Origin of the sequence: Brevundimonas sp., assembly GCF_965278935.1 — a bacterium.
In the GTDB taxonomy this organism is placed as follows: Bacteria; Pseudomonadota; Alphaproteobacteria; order Caulobacterales; family Caulobacteraceae; genus Brevundimonas.
Map to the genome: position 1 here is coordinate 71,268 of NZ_OZ257124.1, position 15,221 is coordinate 86,488.

Here is a 15,221-nt window from a genome sequence, read left to right on the forward strand (position 1 = left end):
CTCCTGATCCCGGTGTCATGTCACGGCAAAGGTTAGGATCGCGCGGAAGGGCAGGGTTAGCGCGGGGTTCACGCCTCGCTGGCGCGGACGGTCGGCGAGGCCTAGATTGAGCCCATGAACGTCTTCGACATCCTCGTCCTGATCGCCATCGGCGCGGTCGCCATCACCCTCGGGTTCGGCATCTATTCCCTGTATCGCGGCGGCGACTACGCCCGGTCGAACTCCAACAAGCTGATGCGGCTGCGGGTCGCCCTGCAGGCGACAGCCATCGTGTTGCTGATGGTCGGCCTGTGGTGGAAATCCACGCACGGGGGCTGAGGCCGTGGTCGTCCTGAACAAGATCTACACCCGCACGGGCGACGGCGGCGACACGGGGCTGGCCTCTGGCGCCCGGGTGTCCAAGTCCGATCCGCGCGTGCAGGCCTACGGGACCGTCGACGAGCTGAACGCCGTCCTCGGCGTGGCCCGGCTGCATTCCGGCCAGAACGACCGTATCGACGCCATGCTGGGCCGGATCCAGAATGAGCTGTTCGACCTCGGGGCCGACCTCGCCACCCCCCTCGATCCGCCGCCGAAGTGGGAGGCCCTGCGCATCGTCCAGTCCCAGATCGACCGGCTGGAGGCCGAGATCGACTGGATGAACGAGAGCCTGAAATCGCTGGACAGCTTCATCCTGCCCGGCGGCTCGCCCCTGTCGGCGCATCTGCATCTGGCCCGCACGGTCGCGCGCCGCGCCGAGCGCGACGCCATCCGTCTGGTCGAGACCGGGACCCCGGTGACGCCCGAGGCCGTCCGTTATCTGAATCGCCTCTCCGACCATCTGTTCGTCGCCGCCCGGCGGGCCAACGCCAACGGCGCGGGCGACGTGAAATGGGTCCCCGGCGGGACCCGGTGACGCTGGCGTCCGCGCCTCCGCACGTCTAAACCGCCCGCCAAACAAGAACAGTCTGCTTTCAGGGAAACGCCGCCATGCGCGACATCAACCATTTCATCGACGGCGCGTCCTTCACCGGGACCTCCGGCCGGTTCGCCGACGTGTTCAATCCAAACACCGGGGAGGTCCAGGCCCGGGTGCAGCTGGCCTCTGTCGAGGAGATGGATCGCGCGGTCCAGTCCGCCCAGAACGCCTTCGAAGGCTGGTCCTCGACCAATCCCCAGCGCCGCGCGCGGGTGATGTTCGAGTTCAAGCGGCTGGTCGAGGCCAACATGACCGAGCTGGCCGAGCTGCTCAGCAGCGAGCATGGCAAGGTCGTCGCGGACAGCAAGGGCGACATCCAGCGCGGCCTCGAGGTCATCGAGTTCGCCTGCGGCATCCCCCATGCCCTGAAGGGTGAATACACCTGGGGCGCCGGCCCCGGCATCGACGTCTATTCGATGCGCCAGCCTCTGGGCGTCGTGTCCGGCATCACCCCGTTCAACTTCCCGGCCATGATCCCGATGTGGATGTTCGGGGTGGCCGTCGCGGTCGGCAACACCTTCATCCTCAAGCCCTCCGAGCGTGACCCGTCGGTGCCGGTGCGTCTGGCCGAGCTCATGATGGAGGCGGGGGCCCCCGCCGGCGTCCTCAACGTCGTCCACGGCGACAAGGCGGCCGTCGACGCCATCCTGACCCATCCGCAGATTCACGCCGTCAGCTTCGTCGGCTCGTCCGACATCGCCCACTATGTCTACCAGGTCGGGGCCGCCAACCATAAGCGGGTCCAGGCCATGGGCGGGGCCAAGAACCACGGCATCGTCCTGCCCGACGCCGACATGGATCAGGTGATCAAGGACCTGTCGGGCGCCGCCTACGGCTCGGCCGGCGAGCGCTGCATGGCCCTGCCGGTCGTGGTCCCGGTCGGAAAGAAGACCGCCGACGAACTGCGCGAGCGGATGGTCGCCGAGATCCCGACCATGCGGGTCGGCGTCTCCACCGACGCGGGCGCCCACTACGGCCCCGTCGTCACGGCCCAGCACAAGGCCCGCGTCGAGGGCTGGATCGAGCAGGGCGTCAAGGACGGCGCCGAACTGGTCGTCGACGGCCGCGGCTTCACCCTGCAGGGCCACGAGAAGGGCTACTTCATCGGCCCGTCGCTGTTCGATCACGTCACGCCGGGGATGGAGTCCTACAAGGAAGAGATCTTCGGCCCCGTGCTGCAGATCGTCCGCGCCGCCAGCTTCGAGGAGGCCCTGTCGCTGCCCTCGAAGCATCAGTACGGCAACGGCGTCGCCATCTTCACCCAGAACGGCCGTGCGGCCCGCGACTTCGCCGCCCGCGTCAACGTCGGCATGGTCGGGATCAACGTGCCGATCCCGGTGCCGGTCGCCTATCACACCTTCGGCGGCTGGAAGCGTTCGGCCTTCGGCGACACCAACCAGCACGGCATGGAAGGCGTGAAGTTCTGGACCAAGGTCAAGACCATCACCGCCCGCTGGCCCGACAGCGACCTGGAACACGCCGACAGCTCGTTCGTCATCCCGACGATGGGGTGACACCACCGCGTCTCCTCCCTGTCGCGTAGCGATGGGGAGGTGGCAGCGAGCGCTTGCGAGCTGACGGAGGGGGCGACACCGTCTCGCCGGCCGGACACCCTCACAGTACACATTAGCTCGCCCCCTCCGTCACGGCGCCGAAGAGGCGCCGCGCCACCTCCCCATTCGCCAAGCGGCGAACGGGGAGGAGACCATGCCCCTTTCCCCCGACCGGTGTTCGAGGCGACGCAATTCGGTGTTAAGCGTTACACTCGCCGATATGCTGAAGCTGGAGCGCTCCCCCGCATGCGTCGCTTTCTGATCTGGTCCGCCCTGGCGGTGGTCATCGGCCTGGCCCTGGCCGGCGGGGGCTACTGGGCCTACTGGAATTTCTACGCCCGGTTCCAGCCGGTCACGATCAGCCGGAACCAGGCGGAAATCCAGCGCCTGCTGGACGAGGCCTCGTGGGTGTCGGGCGGCGGCGGCGGCGAACCCCTGTACGTCATCGGTTATCGCGACAGCGCCTCGACCCAGCGCTATGAGCGCGAGGAGACGGAAAAGCTGCGCGCCGGCGGCGTCGAGGCCCGCGTCATCGTCTACGCCCGCCCCGACCGCGAAGGTCAGGTCCAGTCCACCCCGGCCGAGCGGGCAACCGTGGCCGAGCTGTGGCTGAGCCGCGACTGGAGTCTCTACCAGCGCTGGACCGCCACCCCGTCGCGCAACTGGACGGCGGCCGGCATTCCGGCGGCCGACGGCAACCTGGCGCGCTCCGCCGTGGTCGAGGCCAGTCGCCAGTTCGTCGTCCGGCTGAACGCGCTGCTGCGCGATGCGGGCGCACCGACCGGCTATCCTCTGGTGATCTGGCGCGACCGGGACGGGTTCATGAAGGCCTGCGCCTGCGCCGACAGCCGCTCCTGGGCCTTCATCCGAGACGACTTCTCGGCCCCTGACGTGGTTGCTCCTAGCGTCGTCGCCGAGCCCGGCCCGGCCATCCCGCCGACCGTACCGACGCCGGGCGATGGCACGCCCGAGAGCCTGCCCTATCCGACCCTGGGGCCGATCCCGCCCGCAGGTCAGGCGATACCGCCTGCGCAGCCGGGCACCACGCCCGCGACCCCGGGAACGGCCCGGCCGCGCTCGACGACGCCGCGCACCCCGACCCAGCCGACGCCGCCGCCTCAGCCGACCCAGTCAGAAGACACGACCTTCTTCTAGGTCAGAACAGGCGTTTACAGACGGCGATCAGACGCTCGACGTCCTCGTCGGTCTGATAGAGGCCGAACCCGAAGCGGATCGTGTCGTCGCGCACATCGGTGACGACATTGGCGGCCAGCAGATCGGCCCGCCAGCGCTGGGCGTCCCTGTGCTTCAGAGCCAGGAACCGCGCGCGGGGACGGTTGTCGCCCGCGATCGGGTTCAACACCTCGGCCTCGCCGAGGGCGCCGCATTCGCCTGCCGCCAGCGCAGCCGCGAACCGCGCCTGCAGCCGGTCGGCATGAGCCGAGATATGGGCCGTGGTCAGCCCCTGTTCGTCCAGCATCCGCCGCACGCCGTTGAAGCGATAGAGCGGCGTCGACTCGAAGGTCGCGCCCCAGAACCGTCCCGCGTTGGCCCGATACTGGACCCCCTCCGGCGGCCCCATCAGATTGCCGAATTCGGCGAACCAGCCGGTCAGGACCGGTCGTTCGCAGAAGCCGTCGGGCGCATGCAGGAAGCCGGCCCCCTCGCCCGTCATGGCGTATTTGTAGCCGCCGCCGACATAGAAGATCCGGTCCGCCACCGCCGACAGGTCCGTCGGCGTGGCCATGAAGCCGTGATAGCCGTCGACGATGACCCACGGCCCTTCGGGCTTCGCCAGCGCCGCCAGATCGTCGATGCAGCCGATGGCCTGGCCCGTCTTGAAGAAGACCTGGCTGACCACGATCACGTCGTGCCCCCCGGCCTGCGCCGCCGCCGTGAAGCGCGCATCGAAGGTCTCGAACGGCTCGAGCGGCACGCGGGTGACGACGGCCTCGCCGGCCTCTTCCCAGCGCTCGGCCTGACGGCGGAACGCGTGGAACTCTCCGTCCGTGGTCAGGATACGGACGGGTTTGGTCTCGAAGCCCGAGAAGATGCGGATCAGGAAATCGTGGGTGTTGGGCGCGAAGACCACCGTCTCGGGGTCCGGCAGGCCCAGTTCCTTTGCGATGTGCCTCTGCGCCTCGGGCACGACCTCGCCGAAGACGAGGTCCCACTTCCGGTCGGCGAAATGGTTGGCCTCAGCCCAGGCCTGCACCTGTCCGTCGAAAGAGGCGTCCGGCCACAGATGATGGCTATGCGCCGCGAAATGCAGCCGTTCCGGATCGAGCTGGAGCGCGCGAGAGAAGAGGTGTTTGTAGGAGGTCGTCATCGTTTGAACATCGCTGCCGAAATGTCTCGCGAAGCGTCCAGAACACGTTCGATCAGGACGTGATCCCGCTGCACCGAGTAGAATATGTAGTGGCGGCCAAGCGTGCGTTGGCGCACCGGCGGATCCAGCCGATAGGCGATCGGAAATCGCTGCGGCATGCGGTTCAGCGCGCGACAGCGCTGCTCGATCCGTTCGATGTAGTCGAAAGCCGCCCGACGGCTGTCACGGGCGATGAAGTCGGCGATGTCCTGAATGTCCGCGCGAGCTTCCGCCGACAACTCGACCCTCATGCAGGGTCCGCGTATCGAGCGCGCAGCTCGGCGAATACGACATCCGCAGGAATACTTGGGCGAGCATCCCGGCGAGACTCCTCGATCAGGGCCTTGGCATAGGCGACGAACTCCGGCGTTTCGACCGGACGCTCTTCGACTCGACGTTCAGCCGCCCATTCACTGACGATAAGCGTCAGAGCTTCCCCGACCGACGCGAACTCGCCCGAAGCGACAGCCGCCTCGACATCCGCATAGATGTCTTCGTCGATCTCGGCGGTGATCTTCTCAATCTTGCCCATGGCGATCCTCGTCAGGCGAAGACTACCACAGGGTCGCTATCAAATCAGCGCCCCGTGGCAGTGCTTGAATTTGCGGCCCGAATGGCAGGGGCAGTCGGCGTTGCGGGGCGTGCGCTCCCAGCCGGCCGGCAGCAGTTCGACGGGCAGGCGCGAACGGGCGTCGCCGGTCATCTGGCCCTCGGGGTTCTGGGACGACGGATCGGCCATCTCGTTGACGCCGGTGCCGGGGTTCAGGTGGATTTCCTGGAACTCGGGCATTTCCATCGGCGGCGGAGCCTCGAAACGGAACTCCACCGTCATCAGCCAGCGCGTCACATTGTGGCGCAGCTCGTGCAGCAGGGTCTCGAACAGCGAGAAGGCCTCGGTCTTGTACTCGTTCAGCGGATCGCGCTGGCCGTAGCCGCGCAGACCGATGACACCGCGCAGGTGGTCCAGGTGCACCAGGTGCTCGCGCCACTGCATGTCGATCATCTGCATCAGGAACTGCTTCTCCAGTCCCCGGGTCTGGGTCTCGCCCAGCTGTTCCAGGCGGTCGGCGGCCCGGGCGTCGGCGGCGGCCTGGATGCGCTCCTCGACCTCCTCGTTCGACACGCCTTCCTCGGCGGCCCAGTCGTGCAGCGGCAGCTCAAGGCCGAGCGTCGACTTCACCTTCTCGTCGAGGCCGTCGATGTCCCACTGTTCGGCATAGGCCTTTGGCGGCATGAAGCGGTCGACCAGGTCGGTGACCACGTCGCGGCGGAACTCACCGACCAGTTCGGACAGGTCCTCGGAGTCCATGAACTCCTGGCGCTGTTCGAACACGGCCTTGCGCTGGTCGTTCACGACGTCGTCGTACTTCAGCAGGTTCTTGCGGATGTCGTAGTTGCGGGTCTCGACGCGCTTCTGGGCGGTCTCGACGGCGCGGTTCAGCCACGGGTGCGAGATCGCCTCTCCCTCGGCCACGCCGAACGAGCGCATGATCGAGTCCAGACGGTCGCCGGCGAAGATGCGCAGCAGGTCGTCTTCGCAGGACAGGTAGAATTTCGACGTGCCCGGGTCGCCCTGACGGCCGGTCCGGCCGCGCAGCTGGTTGTCGATCCGGCGGCTTTCGTGACGCTCGGTGCCGAGAACGAACAGGCCGCCGGCATCGAGGGCGATCTTCTTCTGGACCGCGATATCGGCCTTCAGGCGCGCCTCTTCGGCCGCCAGCATCTCCGGCGTGACCTCTACGGCCAGGTTGCGCTGGTCGAGACGGTATTTCTCCAGCCGCATTTCCAGGTTGCCGCCCAGCTGGATGTCGGTGCCGCGGCCGGCCATATTGGTGGCGATGGTCACCGCGCCCGGCAAACCGGCGTCGGCGACGATGAAGGCTTCCTGCTCGTGCTGGCGGGCGTTCAGGACGTTGTGCGGGATGCCCTTGAACTTCGTCTCCCAGACGATGTCGTAAGCCGCGTCGCCGATCTTGGCGGCCTCCTTGTCCTTGCCGACGAATTCCTTCTTCAGGGTCCGCGACACCTCGACCTTGTGCTCGTAGGTGTCGAGCAGGGCCGACAGCTGTTCGGACTTCTCGATCGAGACGGTGCCGACCAGGATGGGCTGGCCGCGCTCGCGGCAGTCGGCGATCTGTTTGGCGATGGCCAGGTTCTTCTCGGCGTAGGTCCGGTAGACCTCGTCGTCGTAGTCGATGCGCTGGACCGGGCGGTTGGTCGGCACCTCCAGGACGTCCATCTTGTAGATGTCGAGGAATTCCTGGGCCTCGGTCGCGGCCGTGCCGGTCATGCCCGACAGCTTCTCGTAGAGGCGGAAATAGTTCTGGATCGTCACCGAGGCCAGGGTCTGGTTCTCGGGCATGATCTTGACGTCCTCCTTGGCCTCGATGGCCTGGTGGAGGCCTTCGGACAGGCGGCGTCCGGTCATCATGCGACCGGTGAACTCATCGATCAGGACGACCTCGCCGCCCTTGATGATGTAGTCCTTGTCCTTCTGGTACAGGGTGTTGGCGCGCAGGGCCTGGTTGACGTGGTGCACCAGGCTGATGTTGGCGGCGTCGTAGAGGCCCGTCGTGTCGTCGGCGAAATGGCCGCCGGCTTCCAGCAGCTGTTCGACCTGTTCGGAGCCTTCTTCGGTCAGCAGGGCCTGGCGCTGCTTTTCGTCGAGGTCGAAGGTGGACGTGTCCTTGATCAGCTCTTTGATCAGGGCGTCGCAGATCTTGTACAGGTCCGAACGGTCCTCGGTCGGGCCCGAAATGATCAGCGGCGTGCGCGCCTCGTCGATCAGGATGGAGTCGACCTCGTCGACGATGGCGAAGTTGTGCGGACGCTGCACCATCTCGCGCCGGTCATAGACCAGGTTGTCGCGCAGATAGTCGAAGCCGAATTCGTTGTTGGTGCCGTAGGTGATGTCGGCGGCGTAGGAGGCCTGACGCTGGCCCGACGACAGGCCGTTGACGATGACGCCCACTTCCAGACCCAGGAAGCGATAGACGCGACCCATCCATTCGGCGTCGCGACGGGCCAGATAGTCGTTCACGGTGATGACGTGGACGCCCTTGCCCTCGAGCGCGTTCAGATACACCGGCGCCACGGCGACCAGGGTCTTGCCTTCACCCGTGCGCATCTCGGCGATGCCGCCGTCGTGCAGGATCATGCCGCCGGTCAGCTGGACGTCGTACTGACGCTGGCCCAGGACGCGCTTGGAAGCCTCGCGCGCGACGGCGAAGGCCTCGTTCATGATCTGGTCGAGCGTCTCGCCGGCCGCGACCCTATCCTTGAAGGTCTGCGTCATCATGCGCAGCTCGTCATCCGACAGGGCGGCGAATTTGGGCTCCAGAGCGTTGATCTTCTGAACCCGGCCCATGAAGTCCTTGACCTTGCGGTCGTTGGAAGAGCCGAAGAGTTTCTTGGCGAAGCCGAGCATGGGCGATCCGGTGGCGGTCGAGCGGTCTAGAGCTCTGGAATTGCCCGTAAGGGGCGGCGATGAGACGCCGCGAGAGAGGCTGCCGGGCGAGGCGGCGAAACCCGCCGCGCAACGAAACGAAAACCCCTCGACTTGGGCGCAGGCGGGACTTAAGCACCGGCCATACCCCTGTCAACGCGAGGGGCTTTTTGGCCCGGCGTTTGGACCCCTTCAAACGGGACGGAGCGTCCGATGCGACATTCGCGCAACCCTCTGGTTTTCCTCGGCCTCGCGCTGATCCTCACCGTTGCGGCCTGCGGGCGCGGCGGCGGCGACGATCGCGCGCCGGAACCGGGCGACCGGGCCGTGGCCGAGGTTCAGGACCAGACCATCTGGGCCTCCGACGTCAAACGCGAGGCCGTGGCGCAGGGTCTGGTCGGCGAGGGCGAGCCGCTCGACGTCACCTCGGACCTGTTCCGCCGGGTGCTGGATGAGGTCATCGACCAGAAACTCCTCGCCGCCGAGGCCGAGCGCCGGGGTCTGGACAACTCACCGCTGGCCCAGCGCCGGCTTCAGGCCACCCGCGAGCGGATCCTCGGCGACATGCTGGTCGAGAACGAGGTCAACGGCCGCATCAACGACCAGGCCGTCCAGACCCTGTATCAGGAGCAGCTGCGGCTCGCCCGGACGTCCGAGGAGATCCGCGTCCGCCTGATCCTGTCGCGGACGAAGCCAGAGGCCGACGCCGTCATCGGCATTCTGGGCCAGGGCGCCAGTTTCGAGGCGGTGGCCCAGGAGCGGTCGATCGACGAGGCGACCCGCTTCTCCGGTGGGGACCTCGGCTATTCCACCGCCGACGTCATGCCCCAGGCCTATGCCAATGCGTTGCGCGACGCCGCCGCCGGTTCGACGGTCGGCCCGTTCCAGACCGAGGGCGGCTGGGCCGTGCTGCGCGTCGAGGATCGTCGTCGCGAAAGCCCGCCCACGCTCGATCAGGCCCGTCCCCAGATCGTCCGCTACCTGACCTACGAGGGCGTGCGGCAGTTGCTGGAGGAACTGCGCGGCAAGGCCAGGGTCGACGTGCTTCTGGCCGCCGAAGGCGGCGCGCCCCAGGAACCGGCGTCCGCCGCCCCTGCGCCCAGCCCCACACCGACCGCGCCGACCACGACGGCCCCGGCTCCGGCCGCGCCGCCGGTCGCGACGCCCGCCCCTGCCGCCACGCCAGCGAAAGCCGCCGCCCAGTGAGCAATGACAAGAAATCCGGCTCGACCGGCAAGGCCATCGAACACGCCATCGAGAAGGCCTTCGACCCGCTGACCTCGGCCATCAAGCGTGCGACCCAGCCCCAGACCCCGACGCCCGCGCCGGCCGCCCCCGGCAAACCCGGCCTGAAGATCTCGCCCCTGGCCGTGCCCTTCCCGGCCATTCCGCCGATCGGCGGCGTGGAGATCACCACCGCCCGCGCCGGCTTCTACAAGCACCAGCGCGACGACCTGACCGTCTTCCGCTTCGCGCGCGGCACGACCTGCGCCGGCGTCTTCACCCGCCACAAGGTCGGCTCGGCCCCGGTGGACTGGTGCCGCCGCCATCTCGACGCGCCGGGTGGCGGCCTCGATGTCCGCGCCCTGGTCGTCAATGCCGGCTGCGCCAACGCCTTCACTGGAAAAGCGGGCGCCGATGCGGCGCGGCGCACGGCCTCCGAGGTCGCCAAGCGGTTCGGCTGCCGCCAGCGCGACGTCATGCTGGCCTCCACCGGGGTGATCGGCGTCCTGCTCGACGACCGCAAGATTTCCGCGAAATTGCAGGAGGTCGAGACGAAGCTCGATGCCGACGTTCCGCCGACCGAACAATGGGCCGCCGCCGGTCGCGGCATCATGACCACGGACACCTTCCCCAAGGGATCCTTCGCCGAGGCCATGATCGACGGCTTCAAGGTCCGGATCGCCGGCATCGCCAAGGGCTCGGGCATGATCGCGCCGGACATGGCGACCATGCTCGGCTTCATCGTCACCGACGCCAACATTCATCCGACCGTCCTGCGCGCCCTTCTGGGCCTGCATGTCCGCACGACGTTCAACAGCGTCACCGTGGACGGCGACACCTCGACCAACGACACCTGTCTGCTGTTCGCCACGGGAGCATCGGGAGCCCCGCGCATCGGCCGCGTCGGCGACCGTCGCCTGAAGGACTTCTCGGCCGCGCTCGACAAGGTGATGCTCGACCTCGCCCATCAGCTGGTCCGCGACGGCGAGGGCGCGTCCAAATTCGTCCGCATCACGGTGGACGGCGCCTCCAGCCCCGCCTCCGCCCGCAAGCTGGCCAAGTCGATCGCCGACAGCCCCTTGGTCAAGACCGCCATCGCCGGCGAGGACGCCAACTGGGGCCGCGTCGTAATGGCCGTCGGCAAGACCGAGGAGCCCGTCGACCGCGACCACCTGGCCATCCGCTTCGGCCCCCACGTCGCCGCCGTCGAGGGCGCGGTCTCCCCGACCTACGACGAGGCCAAGATGAGCGCCTATATGAAGAAGTCCGAGATCGACATCAGCGTCGATGTCGGTTCGGGCCGGGCCTCGGCTACTGTGTGGACCTGCGATCTGACAAAGGGATACATCGAAATCAACGGCGACTACCGGAGCTGACCGCGGCGAGAGATGGTCAAGTCACCGGACAGATTGGCCCGTCAGATGGCAGCCCGAGGCTGGACGCCAGAGCAGATCGTCGAGGCCCGTGATCGCGGCGAAGGCCACGCTGCGGTCAATCAGGAGACAGGAAGGGCGGCGACGCGCTATATTCACCCTGAGACGGGTCGATCAGTCGTGATCGAAGATGTCTCTGGAGACGTGATCCATGTCGGCGGCGACGGCTTCATCTACTGACCTCGCGACCGTCTTCGTCCGCATGCTGGACGAAGGCACGGCCGTGTGGCGGCCAGTGATGGCCGAACGTCTCGGCGAAACGACTTACAGGCTGGCGATGGATCCGGCTCCTGAAGACGAAGCGTGGATCTTCCAGCCCGGCGACATCGTCGTCGTGGAACAACGCCAGAGCGACGACAGCCTGATCGCAGTGGCGCTGGCGACGCAGCTTGACGAACCATCCTGGGCGCTTCGCCGCAAGGTCGGCTGACGCCCCGACCATTCCCCTCGTCGCCTCGTCATGTCTACACTCCCGCAAAACGGGGAGTGAGTTCATGAAGGCTGTGATCGCGGGGGCCATTTTCGCCCTGCTGACCGGAACTGTCGCGGCGGCCCAGGACGGGACGACCACCCCTGCCGCCGGCGCCGTCACCCTGGTCCAGGCCGGCCATTTGCTGGATCGTCCGGGACAGGCGATGCGCGGCGCCTCGACCGTCGTCATCCGCGACGGCAAGGTGGAGGCGGTTCAGGACGGCTTCGTCGGCGTCGAGGCGTTTCCCGGCGCGACCGTCGTCGATCTGCGCGACCGGTTCGTCCTGCCCGGCCTGATCGACAGCCATGTGCACCTGACCAGCGACCGCGCCGGTCAGGCAGGCCTGCTGGCCAACTTCACCGACAGCCTGCCCGCCCGCGCCTATGAGGCCGCCGGCAACGCGCGCGACACCCTGATGGCGGGCTTCACCACGGTGCGGAATCTCGGCGACGCCCACGGCGTGACCCTGGCCCTTCGCGACGCCACCGCGCGGCACGAGATCGCAGGACCGCGCATCATCGACGCCGCCAACTCCATCTCGACCACCTCGGGCCATATGGACGGCCGTCTCAGCCTCGCCGATGACGTGCGCGAGATGATGGGCGATCCGGAGAACGTCTGTAACGGCGTCGAAAGCTGCCGCGAGGCCGTGCGGATCCAGATCGGACGCGGCGCCGACGTCATCAAGATCGCCACCACCGCCGGGGTCAACAGCCGCATCAGCGCGGGGCTGGGCGCCCAGATGTTCGAGGACGAGGCCCGCGCCCTGATCGAGACGGCGCACCTCTACGGCAAGAAGGTCGCCGTCCACGCCCACGGCGCCGACGGCATCGACCTGGCGCTCCGCCTCGGCGCGGATTCCATCGAGCACGGCACCCTCTTCGACGAGGACACCATCCGCCTGTTCCGCGAAAGCGGCGCCTACTACGTCCCGACCCTGTCGACCGTGAACGGCTATCGCGCCCGCCTCGCCGCCGATCCCAACGCCTATCCGCCCGAGGTCCTGCCCAAGATCCTGTGGCGGATCGAGATCACCGGCCGCTCGCTTCAGGCGGCTTACCCGGCGGGCGTCCGCATCGCCTTCGGGACCGACGCGGGCGTCTCGCTGCACGGCCGCAACGCCGACGAGTTCGAACTGATGGTCCAGTACGGCATGACCCCGATGGCCGCGATCCAGGCCGCCACCGTCAACGCCGCCGATCTGCTGGGTCTGTCGACCGAGGTCGGTTCGCTGGAGCCCGGCAAGCGCGCCGACCTGATCGCGGTGGAAGGCGATCCCCTGGCCGACGTGACCGTGCTGAAGTCCGTCGGCTTCGTGATGCGCGACGGCCGGATCTACCGCCATGACGAGAGCCTCTAGGAACAGCGCGACGCTCCCCCGCCGCGCCGTCCTCGCCGCCGCCCCCGCCCTCCTTCTCCCCGGTCTCGTGCAGGCGCAGGACGCGCCGGCCGTGGAGAGCGCCGGGCGCCTGCGCGGCGGTCGGCTGTCGATACCGGTCTTCATCGACGGCCAGGGCCCGTTCGACTTCGCCGTCGACAGCGCGGCCAACGCCTCGGTGATCGCCGACGACCTCGCGGTGCGACTGGCTCTGCCCTCCGCCGGACCGGTCGGGATGCACACCCTGATCGCCCGCGAGGTCGTCGGGACGGTCCGCACGCGCAATGTCCGCTCCGGCGATCTGAACGCCGACACGGTCCGGTTCGCCCTCGCGCCCCGTTCCGGCCTCATCGGCGCCGACGGCCTGATCGGGCGAGACCTTCTGGCCGAGCACCGGCTGCTGCTCAACTTCCGGGGCGTCGCCCTGGCCGCGATCAGCCGTTCGCGCCGCGTCGGCGACAGCATCCTCGATCCGCGTCGCCCGACCGCCCGCTTCCAGACCCCGGCCGAGGAGCGGCTCAACGGTCTCCTGATGATCGACGCCCGGTCCCGCACGGCCCAGGCCAAGGCGATCATCGACACGGGCGCCGAGGTCACCCTCATCAACACCGCCTTCGCCCGGGCGGCGCGCGCCTCGCCGCTCGTCCTCGACGACGGCTCGACCAGCCGGACGCTCTCCTCTCCCACGGGACTGAGCGTCGAGGCCCGCCCGATGCAGCTGCGCAACCTGCATTTCGCGGGCATCGGCCTGGAGTATGTCCCCGTCCTCGTCGGCGACTTCCACACCTTCGACCTCTGGGGCCTGTCCGACCGCCCGGCCGCGCTTCTGGGCACCGACGTGCTGGGGCTGTTCGAGACGGTGATCATCGATCTCAAGCGCGGGGAACTGATTCTGGAGATCTGACGCCCTTGCGTCCGGTCGCCGACTGGGCCACCACCCGCCCATGACCGACCTGTCCCTGCCACGCCACGACTGGACCCTCGCTGAAGTCGAGGCCGTGTTTGCGCGCCCGTTCATGGAGCTGGTCTATGACGCCGCCACGGTGCACCGGGCGTCATTCGACCCCAGCGAAGTGCAGAAGTCCCAGCTGCTGTCGATCAAGACCGGCGGCTGCTCCGAGAACTGCGGCTACTGCTCCCAGTCGGCCAGCTTCGACACGGGCCTGAAGGCCGAGAAGCTGATGGACACGACCGCCGTCCTCGCCGAGGCCATGGCCGCGAAGGCCGGGGGCGCCTCGCGCTTCTGCATGGGCGCCGCCTGGCGCGAGCTGAAGGACCGCGACACGCCCAAACTCGCCGCCATGATCTCGGGCGTGAAGGCCCTGGGTCTGGAGACCTGCGCCACGCTCGGCATGCTCACCGCCGATCAGGCGAAACAGCTCAAGGCCGCCGGGCTCGACTACTACAACCACAACCTCGACACTTCGCCCGAGTATTACGCCGAGGTCGTCACGACCCGGACCTGGAAGGACCGGCTCGACACGCTCGAACACGTCCGCGACGCCGGCATGTCGACCTGCTGCGGCGGCATCGTCGGCATGGGCGAGAGCCGGCGCGACCGCGCCGGCCTGCTGCACGCCTTGGCCACCCTGCCTGTCCATCCCGACAGCCTGCCGGTCAACGCGCTGGTTCCCGTCACCGGCACGCCGCTGGGCGAGCGCGTCCTGAAGACCGGCGAGATCGATCCGATCGAGTTCGTCCGCACCGTCGCCGTCGCCCGCCTCGTCTGCCCCCGCGCCATGGTCCGCCTGTCGGCCGGTCGCGAGACCATGAGCCCGGAGATGCAGGCGCTGTGCTTCCTCGCCGGCGCCAACTCCATCTTCGTCGGCGGCAAGCTGCTGACGACGCCGAACCCGGAACAGGATGAGGACGCGAAACTGTTCGCCCTGCTGGACCTGAGGCCGATGGAGCCCGCGCGCGTCGAGGCGGCGGCGTAACCCGACCTTAAGCGACCCCGTGCCACAAGGGCCGCATGAAACGTCGCGCCCTTCTCTTCGCCCCGCTCGCGCTCGCCGCCACGCCCGCCCTCGCGTCGGGCGGCGGAGGCGGATCGTCCGGAGGGTACGTCCGCTATCCCACGATCACGGCCACCACGATCCGTGCCGACGGCCGCCGCGGCGTGATGACGGTCGAGACCGGGGTCGACGCCCCCGACGCCGCCCTGAAGCTCCGCGCCGAACAGTCGCAGCCCCGAATGCGGGCGGTGTTCAACATCCTCGTCCAGCGCGAGGCCAACACCCTGCTGCCCGGCGGCGTGCCCAACGTGGAACGCCTGGCCGCCCAGCTCCAATCGGCGACCAACATCATCCTCGGCCAGCGCGGAGCCCGCCTGCTGATCGGCACGGTGATGATCGTCTAGCTTGACGACGGACGGCGGGTCAGGCCCCTTG

Annotated in this window: 16 protein-coding genes; 12 read left to right on the plus strand and 4 right to left on the minus strand. The window is 68.1% G+C overall.

Going from position 1 to position 15,221, the window contains the following annotated elements:
• Positions 1 to 114 precede the first annotated feature (114 nt).
• The 4 genes from ACQY68_RS00380 to ACQY68_RS00395 all read left to right on the plus strand — a co-directional run bounded on the left by ACQY68_RS00380 (position 115) and on the right by ACQY68_RS00395 (position 3,666).
• Positions 115 to 318, plus strand: a complete 204-nt coding sequence (locus ACQY68_RS00380) for a twin transmembrane helix small protein (RefSeq protein ID WP_428151032.1) — start codon at positions 115 to 117, stop codon at positions 316 to 318.
• A gap of 4 nt (positions 319 to 322) precedes the next feature.
• Entirely contained in the window at positions 323 to 895 is a 573-nt protein-coding gene (locus ACQY68_RS00385) for a cob(I)yrinic acid a,c-diamide adenosyltransferase (protein WP_428151033.1), read from the plus strand.
• Between the two features lie 74 nt (positions 896 to 969).
• The gene (locus ACQY68_RS00390; RefSeq protein ID WP_428151034.1) at positions 970 to 2,472 is read left to right on the plus strand and encodes a CoA-acylating methylmalonate-semialdehyde dehydrogenase; all 1,503 of its coding nucleotides are present in this window, start codon (positions 970 to 972) and stop codon (positions 2,470 to 2,472) included.
• A gap of 285 nt (positions 2,473 to 2,757) precedes the next feature.
• Entirely contained in the window at positions 2,758 to 3,666 is a 909-nt protein-coding gene (locus tag ACQY68_RS00395; protein ID WP_428151035.1) for a hypothetical protein, read from the plus strand.
• A 1-nt stretch (position 3,667) separates the two neighbouring features.
• Here the strand turns inward: ACQY68_RS00395 and ACQY68_RS00400 are convergent, their stop codons facing one another.
• From ACQY68_RS00400 to secA, 4 genes are read right to left on the minus strand one after another with little or no spacing between them, the layout of a single operon-like run.
• The gene (locus ACQY68_RS00400; protein ID WP_428151036.1) at positions 3,668 to 4,840 is read right to left on the minus strand and encodes an aminotransferase class V-fold PLP-dependent enzyme; all 1,173 of its coding nucleotides are present in this window, start codon (positions 4,838 to 4,840) and stop codon (positions 3,668 to 3,670) included.
• Positions 4,837 to 5,130: a type II toxin-antitoxin system RelE/ParE family toxin gene (locus ACQY68_RS00405; protein ID WP_428151037.1), complete on the minus strand. Its 294-nt coding sequence runs from the start codon at positions 5,128 to 5,130 to the stop codon at positions 4,837 to 4,839. The genes ACQY68_RS00400 and ACQY68_RS00405 overlap by 4 nt, the downstream gene beginning before the upstream one ends.
• Positions 5,127 to 5,411 carry a hypothetical protein gene (locus tag ACQY68_RS00410; RefSeq protein WP_428151038.1) on the minus strand — a complete coding sequence of 95 codons (285 nt, stop codon included), beginning with the start codon at positions 5,409 to 5,411 and terminating at the stop codon, positions 5,127 to 5,129. Before ACQY68_RS00410 ends, ACQY68_RS00405 begins: the two co-directional genes overlap by 4 nt.
• A gap of 39 nt (positions 5,412 to 5,450) precedes the next feature.
• Complete coding sequence (gene secA / locus ACQY68_RS00415) at positions 5,451 to 8,306, minus strand: preprotein translocase subunit SecA (RefSeq protein WP_428151039.1); 2,856 nt, start codon at positions 8,304 to 8,306, stop codon at positions 5,451 to 5,453.
• Between the two features lie 231 nt (positions 8,307 to 8,537).
• On the opposite strand from secA, the gene ACQY68_RS00420 reads away from it, so the two are divergent.
• The 8 genes from ACQY68_RS00420 to ACQY68_RS00455 all read left to right on the plus strand — a co-directional run bounded on the left by ACQY68_RS00420 (position 8,538) and on the right by ACQY68_RS00455 (position 15,190).
• Positions 8,538 to 9,530, plus strand: coding sequence for a peptidylprolyl isomerase (locus ACQY68_RS00420; RefSeq protein ID WP_428151040.1), 993 nt, complete (start codon positions 8,538 to 8,540; stop codon positions 9,528 to 9,530).
• A complete protein-coding gene (gene argJ / locus ACQY68_RS00425) occupies positions 9,527 to 10,924 on the plus strand; it encodes a bifunctional glutamate N-acetyltransferase/amino-acid acetyltransferase ArgJ (protein ID WP_428151041.1) in 1,398 nt (465 codons plus the stop codon). The genes ACQY68_RS00420 and argJ overlap by 4 nt, the downstream gene beginning before the upstream one ends.
• A 33-nt stretch (positions 10,925 to 10,957) precedes the next feature.
• The gene (locus ACQY68_RS00430; protein ID WP_428151043.1) at positions 10,958 to 11,161 is read left to right on the plus strand and encodes a hypothetical protein; all 204 of its coding nucleotides are present in this window, start codon (positions 10,958 to 10,960) and stop codon (positions 11,159 to 11,161) included.
• Positions 11,133 to 11,411 carry a hypothetical protein gene (locus ACQY68_RS00435; protein ID WP_428151044.1) on the plus strand — a complete coding sequence of 93 codons (279 nt, stop codon included), beginning with the start codon at positions 11,133 to 11,135 and terminating at the stop codon, positions 11,409 to 11,411. Before ACQY68_RS00430 ends, ACQY68_RS00435 begins: the two co-directional genes overlap by 29 nt.
• 64 nt (positions 11,412 to 11,475) lie before the next feature.
• The gene (locus ACQY68_RS00440; RefSeq protein WP_428151045.1) at positions 11,476 to 12,813 is read left to right on the plus strand and encodes an amidohydrolase family protein; all 1,338 of its coding nucleotides are present in this window, start codon (positions 11,476 to 11,478) and stop codon (positions 12,811 to 12,813) included.
• Positions 12,797 to 13,735: an aspartyl protease family protein gene (locus ACQY68_RS00445; RefSeq protein WP_428151046.1), complete on the plus strand. Its 939-nt coding sequence runs from the start codon at positions 12,797 to 12,799 to the stop codon at positions 13,733 to 13,735. The genes ACQY68_RS00440 and ACQY68_RS00445 overlap by 17 nt, the downstream gene beginning before the upstream one ends.
• A 40-nt stretch (positions 13,736 to 13,775) precedes the next feature.
• Positions 13,776 to 14,768: a biotin synthase BioB gene (gene bioB / locus ACQY68_RS00450; protein ID WP_428151047.1), complete on the plus strand. Its 993-nt coding sequence runs from the start codon at positions 13,776 to 13,778 to the stop codon at positions 14,766 to 14,768.
• Positions 14,769 to 14,803: 35 nt separating this feature from the next.
• Positions 14,804 to 15,190 (plus strand): Tat pathway signal protein, encoded by a 387-nt coding sequence (locus ACQY68_RS00455; RefSeq protein WP_428151048.1) that lies wholly within the window; start codon positions 14,804 to 14,806, stop codon positions 15,188 to 15,190.
• Positions 15,191 to 15,221 lie beyond the last annotated feature (31 nt).

Bases quoted from the DNA above. Each gene is read 5' to 3' on its own strand.
- ACQY68_RS00440 (WP_428151045.1), top strand. From the start codon at position 11,476: ATGAAGGCTGTGATCGCGGGGGCCATTTTCGCCCTGCTGACCGGAACT.
- ACQY68_RS00390 (WP_428151034.1), top strand. From the start codon at position 970: ATGCGCGACATCAACCATTTCATCGACGGCGCGTCCTTCACCGGGACC.
- ACQY68_RS00395 (WP_428151035.1), top strand. From the start codon at position 2,758: ATGCGTCGCTTTCTGATCTGGTCCGCCCTGGCGGTGGTCATCGGCCTG.
- ACQY68_RS00455 (WP_428151048.1), top strand. From the start codon at position 14,804: ATGAAACGTCGCGCCCTTCTCTTCGCCCCGCTCGCGCTCGCCGCCACG.
- secA (WP_428151039.1), bottom strand. From the start codon at position 8,306: ATGCTCGGCTTCGCCAAGAAACTCTTCGGCTCTTCCAACGACCGCAAG.
- bioB (WP_428151047.1), top strand. From the start codon at position 13,776: ATGACCGACCTGTCCCTGCCACGCCACGACTGGACCCTCGCTGAAGTC.
- ACQY68_RS00405 (WP_428151037.1), bottom strand. From the start codon at position 5,130: ATGAGGGTCGAGTTGTCGGCGGAAGCTCGCGCGGACATTCAGGACATC.
- ACQY68_RS00435 (WP_428151044.1), top strand. From the start codon at position 11,133: ATGTCGGCGGCGACGGCTTCATCTACTGACCTCGCGACCGTCTTCGTC.
- ACQY68_RS00380 (WP_428151032.1), top strand. From the start codon at position 115: ATGAACGTCTTCGACATCCTCGTCCTGATCGCCATCGGCGCGGTCGCC.
- ACQY68_RS00400 (WP_428151036.1), bottom strand. From the start codon at position 4,840: ATGACGACCTCCTACAAACACCTCTTCTCTCGCGCGCTCCAGCTCGAT.
- ACQY68_RS00410 (WP_428151038.1), bottom strand. From the start codon at position 5,411: ATGGGCAAGATTGAGAAGATCACCGCCGAGATCGACGAAGACATCTAT.
- ACQY68_RS00445 (WP_428151046.1), top strand. From the start codon at position 12,797: ATGACGAGAGCCTCTAGGAACAGCGCGACGCTCCCCCGCCGCGCCGTC.
- ACQY68_RS00420 (WP_428151040.1), top strand. From the start codon at position 8,538: ATGCGACATTCGCGCAACCCTCTGGTTTTCCTCGGCCTCGCGCTGATC.